At 43.0% G+C, this 19337-nt stretch carries 11 protein-coding genes; 10 read left to right on the top strand and 1 reads right to left on the bottom strand.

All coding sequences use genetic code 11. The features are described 5' to 3' along the window. The first annotated feature begins 60 nt into the window (after positions 1-60). Complete coding sequence (locus B3600_RS10810) at positions 61-1665, top strand: glycoside hydrolase family 32 protein (RefSeq protein WP_286752938.1); 1605 nt, start codon at positions 61-63, stop codon at positions 1663-1665. Between the two features lie 66 nt (positions 1666-1731). Further along, the gene (locus B3600_RS10805) at positions 1732-3237 is read left to right on the top strand and encodes a glycoside hydrolase family 32 protein (RefSeq protein WP_286752937.1); all 1506 of its coding nucleotides are present in this window, start codon (positions 1732-1734) and stop codon (positions 3235-3237) included. Positions 3238-3299: 62 nt separating this feature from the next. Here B3600_RS10805 and B3600_RS10800 read toward each other — a convergent pair whose 3' ends face one another. Beyond that, positions 3300-4448: an alginate lyase family protein gene (locus B3600_RS10800; RefSeq protein ID WP_286752936.1), complete on the bottom strand. Its 1149-nt coding sequence runs from the start codon at positions 4446-4448 to the stop codon at positions 3300-3302. A 155-nt stretch (positions 4449-4603) separates the two neighbouring features. Here B3600_RS10800 and B3600_RS10795 point away from each other — a divergent pair, with 155 nt between their 5' ends. From B3600_RS10795 to B3600_RS10760, 8 genes are all read left to right on the top strand, one after another. After that, positions 4604-5203, top strand: a complete 600-nt coding sequence (locus tag B3600_RS10795; RefSeq protein WP_053003692.1) for an RNA polymerase sigma-70 factor — start codon at positions 4604-4606, stop codon at positions 5201-5203. Between the two features lie 64 nt (positions 5204-5267). Beyond that, complete coding sequence (locus B3600_RS10790) at positions 5268-6539, top strand: FecR family protein (RefSeq protein ID WP_286752935.1); 1272 nt, start codon at positions 5268-5270, stop codon at positions 6537-6539. 249 nt (positions 6540-6788) lie between these two features. Continuing rightward, positions 6789-10325: a SusC/RagA family TonB-linked outer membrane protein gene (locus B3600_RS10785; protein ID WP_286752934.1), complete on the top strand. Its 3537-nt coding sequence runs from the start codon at positions 6789-6791 to the stop codon at positions 10323-10325. A gap of 23 nt (positions 10326-10348) precedes the next feature. After that, positions 10349-12106 carry a RagB/SusD family nutrient uptake outer membrane protein gene (locus tag B3600_RS10780; RefSeq protein WP_286752933.1) on the top strand — a complete coding sequence of 586 codons (1758 nt, stop codon included), beginning with the start codon at positions 10349-10351 and terminating at the stop codon, positions 12104-12106. Between the two features lie 28 nt (positions 12107-12134). Further along, complete coding sequence (locus B3600_RS10775; RefSeq protein ID WP_286752932.1) at positions 12135-14777, top strand: alpha-L-fucosidase; 2643 nt, start codon at positions 12135-12137, stop codon at positions 14775-14777. Between the two features lie 29 nt (positions 14778-14806). After that, positions 14807-15772, top strand: a complete 966-nt coding sequence (locus tag B3600_RS10770) for an SGNH/GDSL hydrolase family protein (RefSeq protein ID WP_286752931.1) — start codon at positions 14807-14809, stop codon at positions 15770-15772. A 56-nt stretch (positions 15773-15828) separates the two neighbouring features. Further along, positions 15829-17667, top strand: a complete 1839-nt coding sequence (locus tag B3600_RS10765) for an alpha-L-fucosidase (protein ID WP_286752930.1) — start codon at positions 15829-15831, stop codon at positions 17665-17667. A gap of 109 nt (positions 17668-17776) precedes the next feature. Continuing rightward, on the top strand, positions 17777-19060 hold the full coding sequence (locus B3600_RS10760; RefSeq protein ID WP_112374277.1) for a Gfo/Idh/MocA family protein: 1284 nt from the start codon (positions 17777-17779) through the stop codon (positions 19058-19060). Positions 19061-19337: the final 277 nt, after the last annotated feature.

Genomic DNA, 19337 nt, shown 5'->3' with positions numbered 1-19337 from the left:
TCGAATACAAATAAAACAAGCGATGATAGATTATAAGGGATTAATAGAAAGATTTAAATCATGAGACCAAAAATGTATTTGCTTCCGACAGTATTCTTGCTCAGCTTGTTGACAAGTTGCAAGAATAGCGACGAGCGTTCGACAGTGGTAGATAAGCCCATAACAATACAACCTGTGGACAGTTCTACGGCTTGTATTTCGGGGCAGGAGACTGGCCCATATCAACGATTCTATAGGCCTCAGCAGGGGTTTGTGGGCGATCCCATGCCTTATTACAATGCCAGCGATAAAAAGTTCTACTTGTTTTATCTCTATGAGAACGCCAACAGGCACCCGATTTATAGCACGCGAACAAGTGACTTTGGAACATTTGAGGGCTATACCGAAGTATTGTCGTCGGGCGCTGTGGGGAGTCAGGATGAATGGATCGGAACAGGAAGTTTTATCAAAAAAGGAACAGTGTATTACTGTTTCTATACAGGTCATAACAGTGTTTTTACTCCAGCAGAAAAGATCATGTTGGCTACCTCCACTGATTTAATGAATTGGACCAAGCAACCAGCTATGGCACTGCAGGCTGCGGTGGGCTATGATCGAAATAATTTTCGGGATCCGCACGTTTATTGGGATGAAGGCCGTAATGCCTACGTGATGCTAGTCACGACGCGAAAAGACGGAAAAGGAATCCTTGCACGTTATCAGTCAACCGATTTAAGCAGTTGGTCGATGATTGAACCGCTCGTTGCGACGACAGGGACAGTGGAAAAATATGGCATCGAAACAGATGCTGAACTATTGGAATGCCCGGATCTATTTAAAACGGGCAATAAGTGGTATCTGTTGTTTTCGCGGATCAACCGGGATGAACATCGCAAGACATTTTATCGTATTGCGGATTCTCCGGATGGTCCCTGGATGATCTGTCGGGATGCCGAAGGACATCATGAAACCTTTGATGGACTTTATCTCTATGCTGGCAAGACGGCTAGCGATGGTACAACACGTTATCTTTCGGGTTGGTGTTCAACGGGACAAACCGTCAATAATAACAACGAACTGCCCTGGGCTGGAAATCTAATTTCCCATCAGTTGGTTCAGGGAACGTCAGGACAGTTGTATCCTAAAATTCCGGAGGCCCTAAACAGCAAATTCAATAAAGAAGTCGCCTTTGAAAAACTGAGCAGCGTTGGTCAAGTTTCTGAGTCGAATAAAACCTATCGTTTGTCAGCTCAATCAGGGGGAAGAAGCTATGCGCTGTTTAACCGAAATACGTCGACCGTAAAAATGACAATGACTATTGATGCTTCGCAATCCAATCAATTTGGTTTTTCATTTGGAGCATGTGATGATCCGACCGAAGTGTATAGCATTGCTTTTGACCTGACTTCATCCAATCGTTGGAATATGCCGGCCCTGCTTATGAATAAGGAGGCTCGAAATGGTGGCGGAAGTAAAACAGCACTCAATTTTACACCACTCACCGTACCGACCAATCGGATTTTTAATCTGAAAATTAGTATTGAAAAGTCTATCTGTGTCGTGTATGTGAATGATCGTGTTGCTTTTACCAACCGGATCTATAAAATGGATCAAAATCCATGGACTATTTTTGTGGATCAGGGAACTGTTACAGTGAATGGGTTGAAAGTTGAAAAATCTTCCTGATAATTTATAAGATATTTGCTTATTGAAGCGAACAATAATCGGATTATAAACGTAAACAAAAGAAAAATGATAAGATTAAAAAAATACGGACTTACGATGTTCTTGCTAAGTATTGTCGGTACAAGTCTGGCCCAGATGGGACAGCAAAAACAACGGGATGCTGAAGAAAAATATCGCCCACTTTACCATTTTACTCCACAGCAGGGCTGGATGAACGACCCCAATGGGCTGGTCTATTTGAACGGTAATTATCATCTTTTTTTTCAGCATAATCCCGAAAAGCCCGTTTGGGGACCAATGCATTGGGGCCATGCGATCAGTAAAGATTTGATCCATTGGGACGAGCAGAAGATCGCATTGTACCCCGACAGTTTGGGAACTATTTTCTCAGGTAGCGCTGTGATCGATAAAGACAACACCGCAGGGTTTGGGAAAGATGCTATGGTCGCCATTTTTACCCATCACAATCATCAGGAAGAGGATCGGAAAACGGGATTGCATCAAAATCAAAGTTTGGCTTATAGTTTAGATAAGGGTCTTACCTGGACAAAATATAAAGGCAATCCAGTATTACCAAACCCTGGCATATGGGATTTCAGGGATCCAAAGGTGATGTGGCATGCGCATAGCCAACGTTGGATTATGACCTTAGCTACAAAAGATTGTATTACTTTCTATTCTTCCAAAGATTTGAAAACATGGCAGAAGGAAAGTGAGTTTGGTAAAGAGGTGGGAGCCCATGGAGGCGTCTGGGAATGCCCCGATCTTATTCCCATGGACTACAAAGGAGTTACAAAGTGGGTCTTGTTGGTCAGTATCAATCCAGGTGGGCCCAACGGTGGTTCCGTAACACAATATTTTGTGGGTGACTTTGATGGACATCAGTTCCACACAGAAGATACCAAAATAAAGTGGCTGGATTGGGGACCCGATAATTATGCCGGTGTAACTTGGAGCAACCTGGGGGATAGGCACCTGATGATTGGCTGGATGAGCAACTGGCAATATGCCAATGTGGTTCCTACCACAAAATGGCGCTCCTCCTCAACCATACCACGTGTTTTATCGTTGGATAAAATTGGACAGTCGTTCTACGTTGCAAGTACTGCGCCCAAAGAAATTGAAACTGCATTCCGACCGCTTAAAAAATACCATGGCGGCGGGACGAAGGAAGTTTCGTTTGGGCAACATCTCCCGCAAGCGTACCGTTTGGACCTCAAAGATTTGAAGCAACAGTCTTTCAAAGTGATCTTATCAAATGAATCTGGTGACGAATTGGTTATTGGTTATCGTGAAGATCAAAATGCCTATTATATTGATCGTTCTAAGTCCGGGGAAGTGTCGTTTAACGAGGAATTCCCAAAGATAGCTTCAGCACAACGCCTGCTGAATAACGGAACACTCTCTTTCAGCTTGTATGTTGATGTGAGCTCTGTGGAGCTTTTTGCAGATGGGGGACTAACGGTAATGACCAGTTTATTTTTTCCGAACAGACCGATAACCAAGGTGCGTATCGTGGGGAATAAAAAGCTGGAGTTTCAAGAGCTCGGTATTGCTGGATTTAAGAGATAGAACCCCAATTTACACGATTAAAGCGATCCTCGTTTTCACGAAGGATCGCTTTATGGTTTATACTATTCTATATTATTGGCCTGATTCAAGTATACCGGCATTAATGTCGGGAAAGTCCAGGCAAAATGATTCTTTTTGTAGATAATTGGACGGTAAATCGAGAGATACGAATCATATTCAGCCGTCTGATAAATATCCTTCATGGCTTCAAGTAGGTTGGAAGGCCAGACGCCTACCGTCATGTTGTGAATGTCTACGTCAGGATTTTTAAACCAGGGCCATGCTGTAGGATGTTGATTGTAATAATATAAGTAATCTAGGGCCTTTTTGATCGATTTCCCATCCTTCGTGGCTGCAAACAGGTTCTCGCCCGTCACCTGACGTATACACCACATGGAGGCTGTTAATGGGGCCAACGAGAAATAGGTGTACCATAAACCTTTTTCTCCTCGTTTTACTTCCTCAATGAGGTGACCATCCGCTGCGATTTTTTCAAAAAGATCGCCTTTAATCAATGATATGGTGAAGGCGAGCTCTTTTGGGTCATCAAGAAAATTGGCCGAAAGCAAATTTGCAAACCTTGCCCAATCAGCAATATTATTTGGCCTTTCACGTAAGAAATGTGTCGCTTTTTGATAGACGCTGATCGTCCAGCTTTTAAAGTGATTAAGATCGTTTTCTGCCCAGAGCGGATCGTTTTTGAGCAGCTCTGCTGCAATCATTAATCCGGCACCAGCATAAGAAAGTACAACTGGTCCGTCAAACTGGGAATATTTTTTATTGATGGTGGCCCAAGCATTCATGAAGTAAAGGGCTTTTTGGGCATATTTCTGCTCCCCGTTCAACGTATAGGCGAGGGCCGTACAATAGGCGGCAAAAGCGTCTGTGTGGAGTTTTTTTGCCATGGCACGTTGGCCTTCTTTATCGCTATAAAAGCCAGGGACGCTAAAATCTTCGACAGCATGATGATTGGTCAATAAAAGAGAATCGGCCAGCGTAATCAATTGCTTGTACGCCGTATATACCGGTTCGGATTTTTTGCTGATCTGCGATTTTACAAACTTAATCTGTGCATTCGGGTGCATAAGAGATTGGGCATGGCAGGGAGAAGAAGCCGTAAAAAAATAGATCAGAATCAAGGTTGACCCTATTTTAATACATTGAGCTGTCGAACGGCTGAGCTTCCGAAAATAATATCTAAAATTTTGCATGTTTTAAATGGATACGTTTATCAATTGATTGCGCAGCTATGGGGGGATTAGCTCCTGCAAATTAAGAAAAAAATACAATAAGTTTACTGGGCTTCAGAAATTTGATTTGAATTATTGCAGCGAAGTAATTAACTTCATGCCTAGAATAATCAATTATGGACATCGATCAAAATCTGCCTGAGAAGGAACTCTTGTGCCAACTTCACTATGGAGATATCCAGGCCTTTGATATTTTGTACCATCGCTATAGCCAGATTATTTACGCCAATATTCTTAGGTTTTTGAAAGATGAAACTATCGCTGAAGATTTACTTCAGGATGTTTTTCTACGTATTTGGGAAAATAGAACAAAAATAAATCCTGAACAATCTTTCGCCGCATTTCTGTTTACCTGTTCACGTAATATTACGTTTAATTTCAAACGAAGGTTGAAATTGGAAATGGAATCCGAGATCCAGCTCGCCTATGGGGTAGTGGAATCCGAGAATACCATTGATAAAGTGCTGGATTCAAAGGAAGCCTTGGTCCTGGTCGAGGAATTACTGAGCAAATTGCCCAAACAACGCCAAAAAATATTTAGGCTGTCCAAGCTGGAGGGTAAAAGTTATCAAGAGATCGCCGAAGAAATGGGGATTTCCATTGCGACAGTTCGCGACCATATTGTCAAAGCAAATAAGTTTATCCGAAGTGGCGCATTGCAGGATAGTGGATTTTCATCATTGTTATTGGCATTGCTTCTCTATTCGGCTAAATAAAAAAATTTTTTCTAGAGCAGACCTTTATTTCATGCTGTGTGTATTTACTTTAAAATACAGCTCAGTGGAGACCAATAAATCTAAAATAGACCAATTACTTCAAAAATATCAAGAAGGGAACTGTTCGCTTGAGGAGATCGAATGGCTACAGCAAGCGCTTTCTACTACTGACACCAGTGAGCAGGATGCGATCGATCAGGCGCTAGTCGCTAGTTTACTACGGCCTTCGTCTGTTGGTAAAATGGAGGAATCGAGATTGAAAATAATACTCGAAACCATCAAAAAACAAATCCAGCAAGGAAAAGAAGATAACGATAACTTATTGGAAAAAGGAGGGGAAGATCGTATGCCGATCCAGAAGAAAACCATTATCTCCATACGATGGCCCTATTGGGCTGCAGCGGCCTGTCTATTGCTCTTTGTTTTTTCAGTAATATTTTGGCAACAGCAGACGAGTCATACCCTGGCGGACAGGAATCTCGCTGGACTGGAAGATACAAAGGATGATGCTGTACAGCCTGGCGGAAACAGTGCCACTCTTCGCTTGGCAGATGGTACACTTTTGGAACTCGATAAACAGGCTTCGGGGATTGTCATGGGGGAAAATATCACCTACGAAAATGGGCAATCTATCGCCGATGCCTTAAGTAAACAAGGCCAGCAAATGGATCCAAGCAAGGCGATGTTGGAGTTGACCACACCGCTGGGGGGGATGTATCAAATTACTTTACCTGATGGAACAAAAGTATGGCTTAATGCGGCCTCTTCGCTAAAATATCCGATGGCCTTTGCCAAAAATGAACGAAAAGTTATCCTGTTGGGAGAGGCCTTTTTCGAGGTGACCAAAGATAGCTCGAGACCTTTCAAAATACACAGTAAAGGGCAGGAAATTGAGGTGCTTGGGACAACATTCAATGTGAATGCTTATCCGGAAAATACGGCTATTAAGACAACTTTAATCACAGGGAAGGTCAAATTATCAAACGATAATCGCGCTTCACAGGCAATATACCTTCAACCCGGTCAGCAATCGACTAATACTAATAATGGAAATATACAAGTTGCAAATGTAGATACAGCGCCGTTCACTGCCTGGAAAGATGGCTTGTTTTATTTTGACGAAACACCGGTGTCGGATGCATTGCAGCAGATTGGTCGCTGGTATAATGTAGAAGTGAGGTACAAGGGCGAAGCGCCACAAACGCATTTCTATGGTCGTATCAAACGAAACAAGTCACTCCGTGACGTACTCGATGTATTGGAAGAAGGTGGGTTGCATTTTGAGTTGAGTAAAGGTCAGGAAAAAAATATCTTATTGGTGACACCATTGCAATAAAACCTTAAATATTGATGAAAAAAGAAATGACTATAGACTCTTCTTGAGCTGGAGAAAGGTATAAGCAACACAAAAAGGGCAGTGCTGGGGGGCACTGCCTTAAATTGGATGCATATACTTACAAGTGTTGCCCAAAGGCAAATTTTTGATAACCATTTATAAATAACATACAAACCGTACAAACATATGATTTTTTATCCATTTGTTAGGCTACACCCGTGGAGTTTAACTTTACGAAGTATACTGATTATGAAATTAATCGTACTCATTTCTTTACTGACTGCAATGCAGCTGTTTGCAGAAGGAAATGCGCAAACCATAAACTTAACCGCTAAGCACGTCACCTTAAATCAGGTGATGCGCGATCTCCAAAAGCAGAGTGGCGTCAATTTTTTCTTAAATGGCAAGTCGCTGGCACAGACTCGCTTGTCAGTCAATATACAGCATGCCAAATTGGAAGATGCATTAAATGCTATCGTAGCACCTCTGGATCTGGAATGGATCAAAAAAGATGAGGTGATCGTGATAAAACCCAAAAGAAATCCATTAATTCCCGAACACAAAGAAGTCCTGCAGCGGGGCATTGCCGGTAAAGTCGTTAATGGCAAAGGACAGGCCCTGGTAGGAACGACCGTTACCGTGAAAGGAACCAATATCTCCACGGTGACAGATCAAGATGGGAAATTTACCATCCAGTTACCAACTACCAATGCAACCTTGGTAGTTTCAAACGTCGGTTACCAAGGTCTAGAAAAGAGTGTCACCGGCAATGAAGAATTGAGTATTGTGCTTCAAGAGCTTGTCAGTGGTCTAGACGAGGTGGTTGTTGTCGGGTACGGAAGTCAGAAACGCGCAAATGTGATTGGTGCTGTATCGACCGTGAACGGAAGTTCGGTGGAAAACAGATCAACGGCTACACTTAGCTCTTCTTTGGCCGGACTCGCGGCGGGGGTTAATGTACAGACCACAACCGGAAAACCGGGGGCAGATGGCGCTAATATCCTGATCCGAGGAAAGGGAACTTTAAACAATACCTCACCCTTGGTGGTGATCGATGGTATTGTCGGATCCATGGATGCTGTCAATCCCAATGATGTAGAATCGATTTCCATTTTGAAAGATGCGGCAACAGCGGCAATTTATGGATCATTGGGTTCAAATGGAGTTATTTTAATTACGACAAAAAAAGGATCAAAGGGAAAAAATAATGTATCCTATTCGGGAATGGTTTCGATGCTACGGCCCAATAATGTACCCGAATTTATTACCGACTACGCGCAGCATATGCGCCTTGTGAATGAAGGGTTCAAGAATCTGGGGCAGGCGGCCGTATATACGGATGCAACAATCAATCTCTGGGAAGAAGCGAAGAAAAATCCGAATGGATTGACCGAATTTGGGATTCCCAATGAAGTTGCGTATCCCAATACCAATTGGGGAGATGTGCTTTTTGGACAACGCAAACTCTTACAAAATCACAATCTATCCTTAAATGGTGGGAGTGAGAACACGCAATACCTCTTTTCAGTAGGTTATTTCAACAACCCGGGGACCATGCCCGAAACTGGAGCCGACAAGATACGCATGCGTATTAATCTACAATCGAAAGTTGCCAAGTTTTTAACGGTGGGTACCCAGACCTTTGGCGATATGCAGAATTTGAGTGTGGCCGATGTAGTAACTGCATATTCTTACCTGACACAGACTGTGCCCGGAGTTTATCCTTATTACAATGGCGCTTATGGTTTTCCGGCTGCCGCCGAAGAATCGGCAACCGCAAACAATGCCCTAGCTTTTCTAAATGGAATGGGAGGGAAGAACCAGGTCAACCGATTCAACACCACAATATTTGCAAAGTTAAATTTAATGAAGGGGTTGGAGTTTGAATCTAAGGTAAATTACAATTATGCGTATACCGAAACCAACTCCCATCAGGTGCCTTATGAAAAATGGAATTTTGCAACCAACAAATTGAGTACAGCTGCGCTTTCGTCGGGACAAATTACAACCCAATATGGCCTTACCAAGAGCTACAATGTGATTATTGATAATGTATTACGTTATTCAGGATCTTTTGGTAAACACGACGTTGGCGGTATCTTGGGCTATAACGAACAGTATTTTAACCAATATAATATAGGGGCGGCTAAACTGGGACTTGTACACCCCGACTTGACAACATTTAATTCGGCAACAACAATGAGTTCTATCACAGGTGATGAGCTCGACTACGGTTTACGTTCCTTTTTTGGTCGCGCCAATTATGCTTACGATAATAAATACCTGGCCGAAGCGGTGTTACGGTACGATGGATCATCACGCTTTGGAACCGCCAAGCGCTGGGGCTTCTTTCCGGCCTTCTCCGCAGGATGGCGTATTTCGGAGGAATCGTTTATGCGTCCACTTAAGTCTTTTCTGAATGATTTGCGGATAAGGGCCTCCTGGGGGAAAACCGGAAATAATGCATCCCCGGGTAATTATGATCATCTGCCCTCGTACGGTACTGTAAACTATTCATTCAATAACCAGGCTGTTCGTGGTTTGGCGCAGACTAAACTAGGAAATGACCTGTTGCATTGGGAAACCACCACTACGACAAATGTAGGCTTTACAGCGACAGCATGGAGAAATAAATTGACCGTCGAATTTGATGCCTATCGCGCTTACACGGATGGAATACTATACGTCCCGACTATTCCGGCGACCACAGGTACCGCTACAGCAGCGACGATGAACATTGCCGAAGTGAGCAAACGAGGGCTTGAATTGACGCTGGGATACCAAGATAAAATCAACGATTTTAAATATGGCGTATCAGCCAACTTCGCCTATAATACCAATCGTGTCGAAAAATATAAAGGAGCATTGTCGGAGGGGTATGTCACTGATGCCGCCAGTAATCGGGTTTACCAGTCCAATATCGGTATGGTTTCTAATGGAGTAAACCAACGGATTCTGGAAGGCCACGAAATCAATGAATTCTATTTATACAACGTATACCGTGGCTCAGGAAGCCACTTCTTAGCGGATGGCTCCGTTGATAAAAATGGTGGACCTCGCGACGGAATGATCCGGACAGAACAGGATATGGAATGGTTGAAGGCTATGGTCGCTGCAGGCTATTCATTTCAGCCCGCCGACGGGATAGATCCTACCAAGATCTGGTATGGCGACTTGATTTATTCGGATATGAACGGTGACGGTGTTTATGGAAATGTCTATGACCAAAAGTTTATGCGCAAAAGGGCAACACCAGCATTCAATTATGGTCTTAGTATCAACATGGCCTATAAAGGATTTGATGCGTCCATGATCTGGTCCGCTTCTTCAGGTATGTCGTATTATTGGAATGAACTTTATCTCAATTCCTCTATCGTCGCACAGGGGAAATCAGTCCCGGCATTGGTCGCTAACAACCATTATTATTATAATGCCGCGAATCCTTCGGATCCCAACAATCGGATAGATGGCTATTATCCACGCTTAAAAGGGGTGACCGATGCACAGAATGGACGTACCAGCGATTATTACTTATATAATGCGTCTTTTGTGAAGCTGAGAAATCTTCAGTTAGGCTACACCCTTCCTGAAAGCATAGCAAAACGTTTCTCAATCGCTAAACTTCGGATTTATTTAGCTGGTGAAAACCTGTTGACATGGACCAAGTTCCCTGGACTGGATCCGGAAATTGGACCTGCGAGCAATGATCCTTCGCTGATCAACTCGTCTGTCGTCAACTACCCAACGATGCGTCAATATTCATTGGGTTTGAATCTAACCTTTTAATCTAAATGAACACCATGAAAAAGATGAAAAAATTTCTAGCGATTGTATTGCTAACAGGTATAGTAGGGTGCAAAAAAGATCTTTTGGATACCTCTCCATATTCATCGGTTTCCACGGCAACGATGTGGACAACCGACAATTTAACAGATTTGGGCGTTGCGGGAATCTATAGTTCGTTTAGGCTCCTGATGGGGCATAGTGGACTGATCTCACCCTATGAACTGTATCAGTTTGATCGTTTTTCCTATACGGGGCAGGCACGTTTTGATGAACCCTTATTGACGGGAACCATTACCGCGGGAGACCCCTTATTTTTGAACGTTTGGAAAATTCAATATGAAGGTATTCAGCGTGCAAACGACGCCTTAAAGAATATTCCCATAAAATCACCGTCGACAGCAGAAAAGAAAGCAAAATATATTGCGGAAGCTAAATTTCTGCGCGCTTATTTTTACTTTCGACTTAACCAACTCTACAAAGGAGTACCCATTTATCTCGAGCCCTTTACAGCGGCGGAGGCCATTAAAGGACGTAGTTCGGAAGAGGAGGTTTGGAATCAAATATTGGCTGACCTGAACGATTGTATTGCTGAAAGCAATTTCCCCGATCGTTATCCCGCGGGTAATGCAAATTATGGACATGCAACTAAAGCGGCAGCCTATGCCTTACGGGGTAAAGTTTATCTTTATCGAAAGGATTGGACAAAAGCAGTGGCTGATTTTCAAAAAGTAAAAGATGCTGGCCACACCCTGTTCGGCGATTATAAAGCTTTGTTTAAGGAGGCCAATGAGCAGTGTCCTGAGATGATTTTTTCCATTCAGCATCGCAGTGAACAGGGATATGGGAATAATATGCAGCTATTTTGCGGTTGGCCCTCGGTCTATTCGCGAGGCTGGAATTACTATATGCCTTCACCACACTTGGTTGATCTATACGAAAATAACGATGGCTCTAAGTTTGAATGGGATAAAATTATTCCAGGATACAGCAGTTTAACCGAAAATGAAAGGGAGGTCTTTTTTCTACGTAACAACTTGACAGATGCGGAGAAGGCAGCTGCGGTATTAAGAGGTGCAAAAATGAGCCTTTATCTGCCCCAAGGCAATGAGGAGCGCATCAAAAAGGCCTATGAAAATCGTGATCCCCGTTTGCAGGCCAATGTCGTGACGCCTTATTCGACTTTTAGGGGTGCCTATAATTTTACGAATGTTGAAAGTCTTCAATTTATGCGCTGGCCATTTCGTGGGCAGGCACAGGTAGACGGCGATATTCAGAGTGATACGCAGATCAATTTCTTCTATTTCTATCGAAAATTTGTTGCTGAAGGAGTCAATGAGCTTGTGGATCGTAATTATGGACCTATCGATTTTCCGATTTTTCGCTATGCTGATGTTTTATTGATGTGGGCCGAGGCCTTGAATGAAGATGGTAAACTGAATGAAGCTATAGCAAAAGTTAACGAAGTTCGCCAGCGTGCGGGGCTGGCACTTTTAAATTCCAATGCTGTAACGGCTGTTGGCGGAAAAGATGATTTACGTACACGTATTCGCAACGAACGCCGTGTGGAGTTCCCGAATGAAGGGATCAATTACTTTGACGAATTGCGTTGGGGGACCTGGAAAGAGACGGTGTTTCAAGCAGGCAATGGACGTAAGCAGGTCTGGGGGACAAATGTTGGGAATTATAGCTACAAAGGCGATTTCTTGACCGTATGGCCTATTCCGACCTCAGAAATACAGATGAACGTGAACCTGGTGCAAAACCCGGGTTGGATCGATTAGTTTTTGTGGGTATAAAATGAACCTAAACATGATTTTTTTTAGATATAGCTTATACTTTATTTATTTTTTGACCTTTTTTTATCCTTTTCTCCTACGTGCGGATACAAGCGATATCGTAAAAAAGGGATTTGATTTGGCCGAACGACAGTATGCATTGCTGTATCAAGATCATAAAGATCTGAGTAAGTATCCACGATCGGCAGATCATAATGGAAAAACAACGTTTACTGATATCCGGGATTGGACTGGTGGCTTTTGGCCGGGCTGTCTTTGGTATGTTTTTGAGTATACAGGCGATGATCAATGGCGGGACGCTGCATTAAAATGGACGAATTCATTACGTCAAAATCAATTTAATACGCATCACCACGATATTGGTTTCGTAATGAACTGCAGTTATGGCAATGCCTATCGGTTGACGGGTGACACCACCTTCAAATCGATCTTGATCCAGAGTGCCAAATCTTTATTGACACGTTTCAATCCAAAGGTTGGAGCGATCAAGTCTTGGAATACATTTTCTTCTTGGGACAGTAAGCATAAATATGAATTCCCTGTCATTATCGACAATATGATGAATTTGGAACTTCTTTTTTTGGCTTCCAAATTATCTGGCAATTCTGTTTATCGGAATGCCGCTATTCGACATGCAGAAACGACGTTGAAAAATCAATACCGACCGGATTACAGTTCTTACCATGTGGTTACCTATGATCCCAATACGGGTGCTGTATTGAGCAGGGAGACTGCTCAGGGCTTTTCGGACAATTCCGCCTGGGCGAGAGGGCAAGCTTGGGGATTGTATGGATTTGTTGTGATGTACCGTGAAACGAAGGATCCTAAGTTTTTACAGGCTGCTCTAAAAATGGCAGACTTTTATGCACGGCACCCGCGCTTGCCTGATGATGGAGTTCCCTTGTGGGACTTTGATGTCGATCAAGCGGGGTTTATTCCAAACTGGGACTATCGAAAAGAAGATTTTGGCACTACCCCGCGGGATGCATCCGCTGCTGCTGTCACTGCATCGGCACTTTTGGAATTGGTTGAATATATGGAGCCGGGACAACAGCAGGATTATTTGGATCTGGCTGAAAAGATTTTGCGATCATTGGGCTCGCCAAAGTACGTTAGTGAAGTTGGAGGGAATGGTCTGTTTATTTTAAAACATAGTGTGGGCAGTATTCCACATAAAGGAGAAATTGATGTGCCTTTGGTGTATGCAGACTATTATTATTTAGAAGCCTTGACGCGATGGAACAAGCGAAGACATCGACTTGCACAGCTAATGAAGGAATGGCAGGAGATGAATAAACAGAAAGCACGGGCACTCCAAGACTTTCAGCAACAAAAGTTTGGTCTATTTATCCATTGGGGACTGTATGCGATCCCAGCAGGTATATGGAACGGTCAGAGAATAGAAGATTTAGGGAGTCCTAGTGTCGCCGAATGGATTCAATTGGTCGCAAAAATTCCACGGTCAACCTATGCCAAATTAGCAAACCAATTTTCGCCTCAATCTTTTGATGCCGATAACATTGTTAAAATGGCCAAGGATGCCGGGATGAAATATCTTGTTGTGACAAGTAAACATCACGATGGATTTGCGCTATATGGTTCAAAGGTCAGTTCATTCAATAGCATACAGGCTACACCCTTTAAACGCGATATCATTCAGGAACTGTATGATGCCTGTCTTCGGCATAAACTCGATTTTGGTGTCTATTATTCACAGAATATCGATTGGAGGGATGGTAGCGACGCGCAATATAAGGTAACGAAGGCACAGCATGATCTTGCCCATACCAAAACCGATGCTTTTGGTGCCAATCTTTGGGATCCCAGTAAAAATTCCTTTGCTTCGTATCTCAACGAAAAAGCAATTCCTCAGGTAAAGGAAATTTTGACGCGGTTCAAACAGCTGAAATATATCTGGTTTGATATGCCGGGACTGATGACTGCAGAACAAAGCTTTCGGTTCTATAAAACCGTTTATGATTGCAATCCACATGTTATTGTCTCCGAACGGATTGGCAATGGCATGGGCGATTATGCCATTCCAGGAGATAATCGGATTCCAGATCCTTCGGAACATTTTAACCAACCTTGGGAAGCCATCGGGACATTCAATCATTCCTGGGGCTATAAATCCTACGATCATGATTGGAAAAATGTAGACGAATTGCGCTATTGGCTTTTGGAAATTGTCAGTAAAGGTGGTAACTATATGCTCAATATTGGGCCCGATGCGCAGGGGAATGTCCCTGTGCCGGTAAAGAAAAATCTTGCTATATTAGGGAAATGGTTGCGACTCAATGGTGAAGCGATTTATGGGACATCCCCATGGACCACTGCACATGAGGGGCCTACAGCAATTCGGATAACGGATACCGAACAACGGGAGAGAGAAGGATTTAAGGCATCTTTTACCGCTTCGGATTTTTGGTTTACCCAAAAGAATGATTTTGTATATGCGATGGCTCTTGTAGTACCTAAGGGTGGAATCGTCAATGTAAAGTCCCTGAACCAAAGTAAGGCTAAAGTGAAATCAGTGGAAATCTTAGGGTTTGGTCAGGTCGATTTCCAGCAGGATGACCATGGATTGCAATTGAAATTACCCAAGAAGATAGAAAACAACAGCTTGGGCTATGCGCTAAAAATAAAACTAGGCTAATTCGAATATTGACTGTATCAATTATAACGATGTTGAATCAATTATTAACTACAAAAAAAATGCGTGCTTTGTCGCTGCTCTTCTGCTTAAGTTTATGGTATATACAAGCTGTTGGGCAAAAACAGGTAAATCAGTTTGCCTGGAACGAAGGACAGAAAATTCTTTTTCTGGGAAATAGCATTACCTATGCCGGGCAATATGTCGCCATGACCGAAAGTTTGTTCCTGAGCAGTCATCCGAAAAAGAAACCCCAGTTTATAAACTCGGGGCTACCAAGTGAGACCGTATCTGGACTTAGTGAGCCGAATCACGCCGATGGAAAGTTTCCGCGACCTTGTCTATTTGACCGTTTGGATAATGTACTCGATAAAATCAATCCTGAGGTTGTCTTCGTCTGTTATGGCATGAATGACGGTATTTACCTACCATTTGATTCGGCTCGTTTTGAAGCCTATAAAAACGGAATTATACACCTGCAAAAACGACTTGCAGATCAAGGTGTCAAACGTATCATATGGATGACTCCACCGGTGCATGATGATCCACAGCTTCGGCTCAATGGGTATAATACCGTATTGGATCGCTATGCCCAATGGCTTTTCAGCTATGCCAAAAAGCAATCCTGGGAAATCATTGACCTCCATTTCCCCATGCGGCGATATTTGGAGACCGGCATCAAGAAAGATCCTCAGTTTAGGCTAGCGGCAGATGGTGTTCATCCTGGCGAGTTGGGCCACTGGCTCATAGCAAGGGAAATTGTTAAACACCTGATGCCTAATTTCCCGATCGAAAGCACATGGGATGATAATTTGCGCGATAAACCAAAACTTCGCCAGTTATATACCCTTGTTTTGAAAAGACAGACGATCATGAAAGACACATGGTTGACTTTTACAGGCCATAAACGACCCGGACTATCAAAAGGAATTCCATTGGAGGATGCGCGAAAGACTTATGATACCATGCAGGAGGAAATAAACAACTTGGGTTTCTGATGCCCACTGTTTAATGATTATAATCCATGAACTTTTATGTATAAAACTATATTACGATGAAAATCAATTTTTTAAAGTGGAAGTGTGCAGCAGCAGTGGGAATGTTGCTATGCATGACCGATGTTGCTAATTCACAGACCAAATCATTACCCTATGAAGGCGTAGCTGGCTGGCAGGAGACACAAGATAAACGCATGGAATGGTTTAAAGAAGCTCGTTTTGGGTTATTTATCCATTGGGGATTGTATAGTGCAGCGGGAGGTTCTTTTGAAGGAAAAAAATACCCACAGCATTATGCTGAATGGATACAAACTTGGGGGAAAATTCCCAGTAAGCAGTATGCTGAAGTGCTGAAACCAAAATTTACATTGCGTTCTTTCGATCCAAAATCCTGGGCTCACCTTGCAAAAAAAACGGGAATGAAGTATATGGTGCTGACCTCCCGACACCACGAAGGCTTTAGCTTATTCAATAGCCAACAGCCTTACGCGGTTAAAAACGATGTAACAGGTACGGCAAATTTATCGCCAAAAGGGAGAGATCTTTACCGCGAAATTATGGAAGCTTTCCGCCAGGAGGGAATGAAAGTAGGCGCCTATTATTCGCTGCTGGATTGGCAGCATCCCGATTCCTATGAGGCTTTTCAGTTAAATCCGAATATTGATAATCATCAACCTGATCATGAACGGTATAAGGCCTATCTCTACGGCCAAATTAAGGAACTTGCCCAAAATTACGGGCGATTGGATATGCTGTGGCCCGATTTCAGTAGCAAACAGCACGAAGGTGAAGCCTGGGGAACCAAACATATTTTAACAGACCTGATCAAATGGCAACCCAACATTATTATCAATAATCGATTTTGGAATGGACTCGAAAATAAAAACGGTGATATTGGAACGCCTGAAAAATATATTCCACCAACAGGCTTGCCTGGTATGTATTGGGAGGTAAGCCATACCATGAATGAAAGTTATGGTTATAGCGCCCATGATCAAAATTGGAAAAGCTTCCCCAAGATCATGCAATTATTTGTGGAAACAGTAAGTAAGGGCGGCAATTTCCTGTTAAATGTCGGACCCGATGGTGATGGCGGCATTCCCGAACCTGCGGTGCGTATTATGGAGCAGATCGGGGACTGGATGAAGATAAATAGCGAAGCTATTTACGGGACTACGGCGAGCCCTTTCCAAGCGTTGGATTGGGGTTATTGTACGCAAAAAAATGGGAAACTCTATCTGCATGTTTTTGACCGTCCAGCCGATGGGAAAATAAATCTGCCAATCAAAAATAAAGTGACGGCTGTCTATGCCCTGGCTTCACCGAAAATGAAGTTAAAATCTACGCTGGAAAATGGTAGACCAGCAATTCCTGTTGATGTCTTCGACAGCAATAAAGGGCCTAAGGTTATCGTGGTGGAGATCCAGGGAAAACCAATTGTTGAGGAAAGCCTAACACAAACACAGGCGGATGGTCGCATCGTGATGAACGCAAATAATGCAAAACTGCAGGAAGGAAAGGGACTGAAAATTATTGGCGCACATACCCATGATCCAAATCGCCCGAATGCCATAGGTCAATGGAAGGATCTTGCCGATCAAGTAATTTGGGATATTAAAATTCAAAAACCGGGTAAATACCGAGTACTCATCAATTATCTACCTAATCCTAAACATCAGGGCAAAATTTTGCTAACCGCTCTTGGACAAAAGATTCCTTTCGCCTTTATAAATGAAAATGGAACTGCATTTAAGGAAGCGGTCATGGGAACAATAGAAGTATCACAGCAAGTGATCGGAGAGCCAAGTACAAAAGTGCTGCTGCAGGCTACGGCAATTGATGGCGATGCATTACCTGAGATTGCGTCAATTACACTGGTTCCGGTTCAAGAATAAACTATTTTTGAGAAAGCCTAGACAAATCATCCATACATAAACCATTTTGCCGCCGAGGACCGAATAAGTGTCTATAAAGACGAGCAGAAAAATAAACTATCAGTAAAAAATGAAAAGAAGAGAATTTATAGCCAAGGGGATTGTATCCTCTTTGGCTTTCACAATTGTCCCGCGCGTTGTGTTAGGCGGAAATGGATTTCTTGCACCAAGTGATCGTATCAATCTTGGATTTATCGGTGTCGGAAAACAATCCTATACTTTGATGAACGGTCTCAATCGCTGCAAGGAAATCGCAAGTCTGGCGGCCTGCGATGTGGACCGTAAGAAGTTGGCCGCATTTATTGCTGCGACAGGGAAAAAGCAAACGGAATTGTCAAAAGCACAGACTGAGATCAAGGCCTACCACCATTATCGCGAACTATTGGATCGGAAAGATATTGATGCTGTTGTTATTGCAACACCAGATCACTGGCATGCGCAGGTTGCTGTTGATGCAGCTAAAGCCGGCAAAGATATTTATTGTGAGAAACCCCTGGCGCTTACCATTGCCGAGGGGAGAGCAATGGTTGATGCAACCCGCAAGTATAAACGTGTCTTTCAGACAGGTAGCATGCAGCGTTCTTCCTATAATTTTAGACAAGCCGCAGAACTGGTGCTCAATGGCTATATCGGCAAAATAAAAGAAATTAATGTGTCTGTGGGCGAACCGGTCAAACAATGCGACCTACCAGCTATGCCAGCACCGGATTATTTGGATTGGGATATGTGGGTAGGACCTTCACCTTACCGCGGTTATAACCCGATTTTAAGCCCACCGCTTGAGGATGATAAATGGGCTTGGTGGCGTGGTTACCGTGATTTCGGCGGTGGTTATATTACCGATTGGGGAGCACATATGTTTGATATTGTGCAATGGGCATTGGGCATGGACGAATCTGGCCCGGTGCAATTCAATCCACCTAAAGCAGCAAATAGCAATAGCGGGCTTTCCTTTAACTATGCCAATGGAGTTCGGGTAAACCATGTGCAATGGGGCGTACATAACGCGATTCAATTTATTGGTGAAAAAGGTAAGATTGAAGTAAGCCGCGAATTTATCCGTTCGAATCCCGAGAATTTGGCCAATCTTAAATTGAGCTCCACAGATCGTCGCCTGTATTACAGTGATAACCACTATCAGGACTGGGTAGACGCGATCAAAAAAAGAAGTAAGCCGATCTGTGATGTTGAAATAGGCCATCGAACGAGCTCTGTTTGCAATGCCATTAACATAGCGTATGAACTTCAAAAGGATTTAAAATGGAATCCACAAAAGGAACAGTTCGACAATGATTATGCTAACCTCATGCGTAGCCGCCCTTATCGCGGAGAATGGGATTTTAGAAAGTTCTAATCAAGAAAATGGTCGACTAATGATAAAAACAGGCTTAGCATATTTGCTAAGCCTGTTTTGTTTATAGATCAATATTTCTACAACAATGTAGACTTGTATTACCCTGTCTTAGGCGGTAACATCTGCTAAGCACCTTTTCACAATTTTTTAATAAATAGGGAGGAAAGATTCGTACCTGCTTCTTACCTTATTCGGATGGGATACAGATATTGTACAGGTGCTGAACAGATATTGTCCAGACTCTGAACAGGAATTATCTGGTCAACTTTCGATCAAT

Source organism: Sphingobacterium sp. UBA2480 (assembly GCF_002341965.1).
Lineage (GTDB): Bacteria > Bacteroidota > Bacteroidia > Sphingobacteriales > Sphingobacteriaceae > Sphingobacterium > Sphingobacterium multivorum.
This window is presented reverse-complemented; position numbering and strand designations above follow the sequence as displayed.

Bases quoted from the DNA above. Each gene is read 5' to 3' on its own strand.
- B3600_RS10800 (WP_286752936.1), bottom strand. From the start codon at position 4,448: ATGCAAAATTTTAGATATTATTTTCGGAAGCTCAGCCGTTCGACAGCT.
- B3600_RS10780 (WP_286752933.1), top strand. From the start codon at position 10,349: ATGAAAAAATTTCTAGCGATTGTATTGCTAACAGGTATAGTAGGGTGC.
- B3600_RS10810 (WP_286752938.1), top strand. From the start codon at position 61: ATGAGACCAAAAATGTATTTGCTTCCGACAGTATTCTTGCTCAGCTTG.
- B3600_RS10760 (WP_112374277.1), top strand. From the start codon at position 17,777: ATGAAAAGAAGAGAATTTATAGCCAAGGGGATTGTATCCTCTTTGGCT.
- B3600_RS10785 (WP_286752934.1), top strand. From the start codon at position 6,789: ATGAAATTAATCGTACTCATTTCTTTACTGACTGCAATGCAGCTGTTT.
- B3600_RS10805 (WP_286752937.1), top strand. From the start codon at position 1,732: ATGATAAGATTAAAAAAATACGGACTTACGATGTTCTTGCTAAGTATT.
- B3600_RS10775 (WP_286752932.1), top strand. From the start codon at position 12,135: ATGATTTTTTTTAGATATAGCTTATACTTTATTTATTTTTTGACCTTT.
- B3600_RS10795 (WP_053003692.1), top strand. From the start codon at position 4,604: ATGGACATCGATCAAAATCTGCCTGAGAAGGAACTCTTGTGCCAACTT.
- B3600_RS10765 (WP_286752930.1), top strand. From the start codon at position 15,829: ATGAAAATCAATTTTTTAAAGTGGAAGTGTGCAGCAGCAGTGGGAATG.
- B3600_RS10770 (WP_286752931.1), top strand. From the start codon at position 14,807: ATGTTGAATCAATTATTAACTACAAAAAAAATGCGTGCTTTGTCGCTG.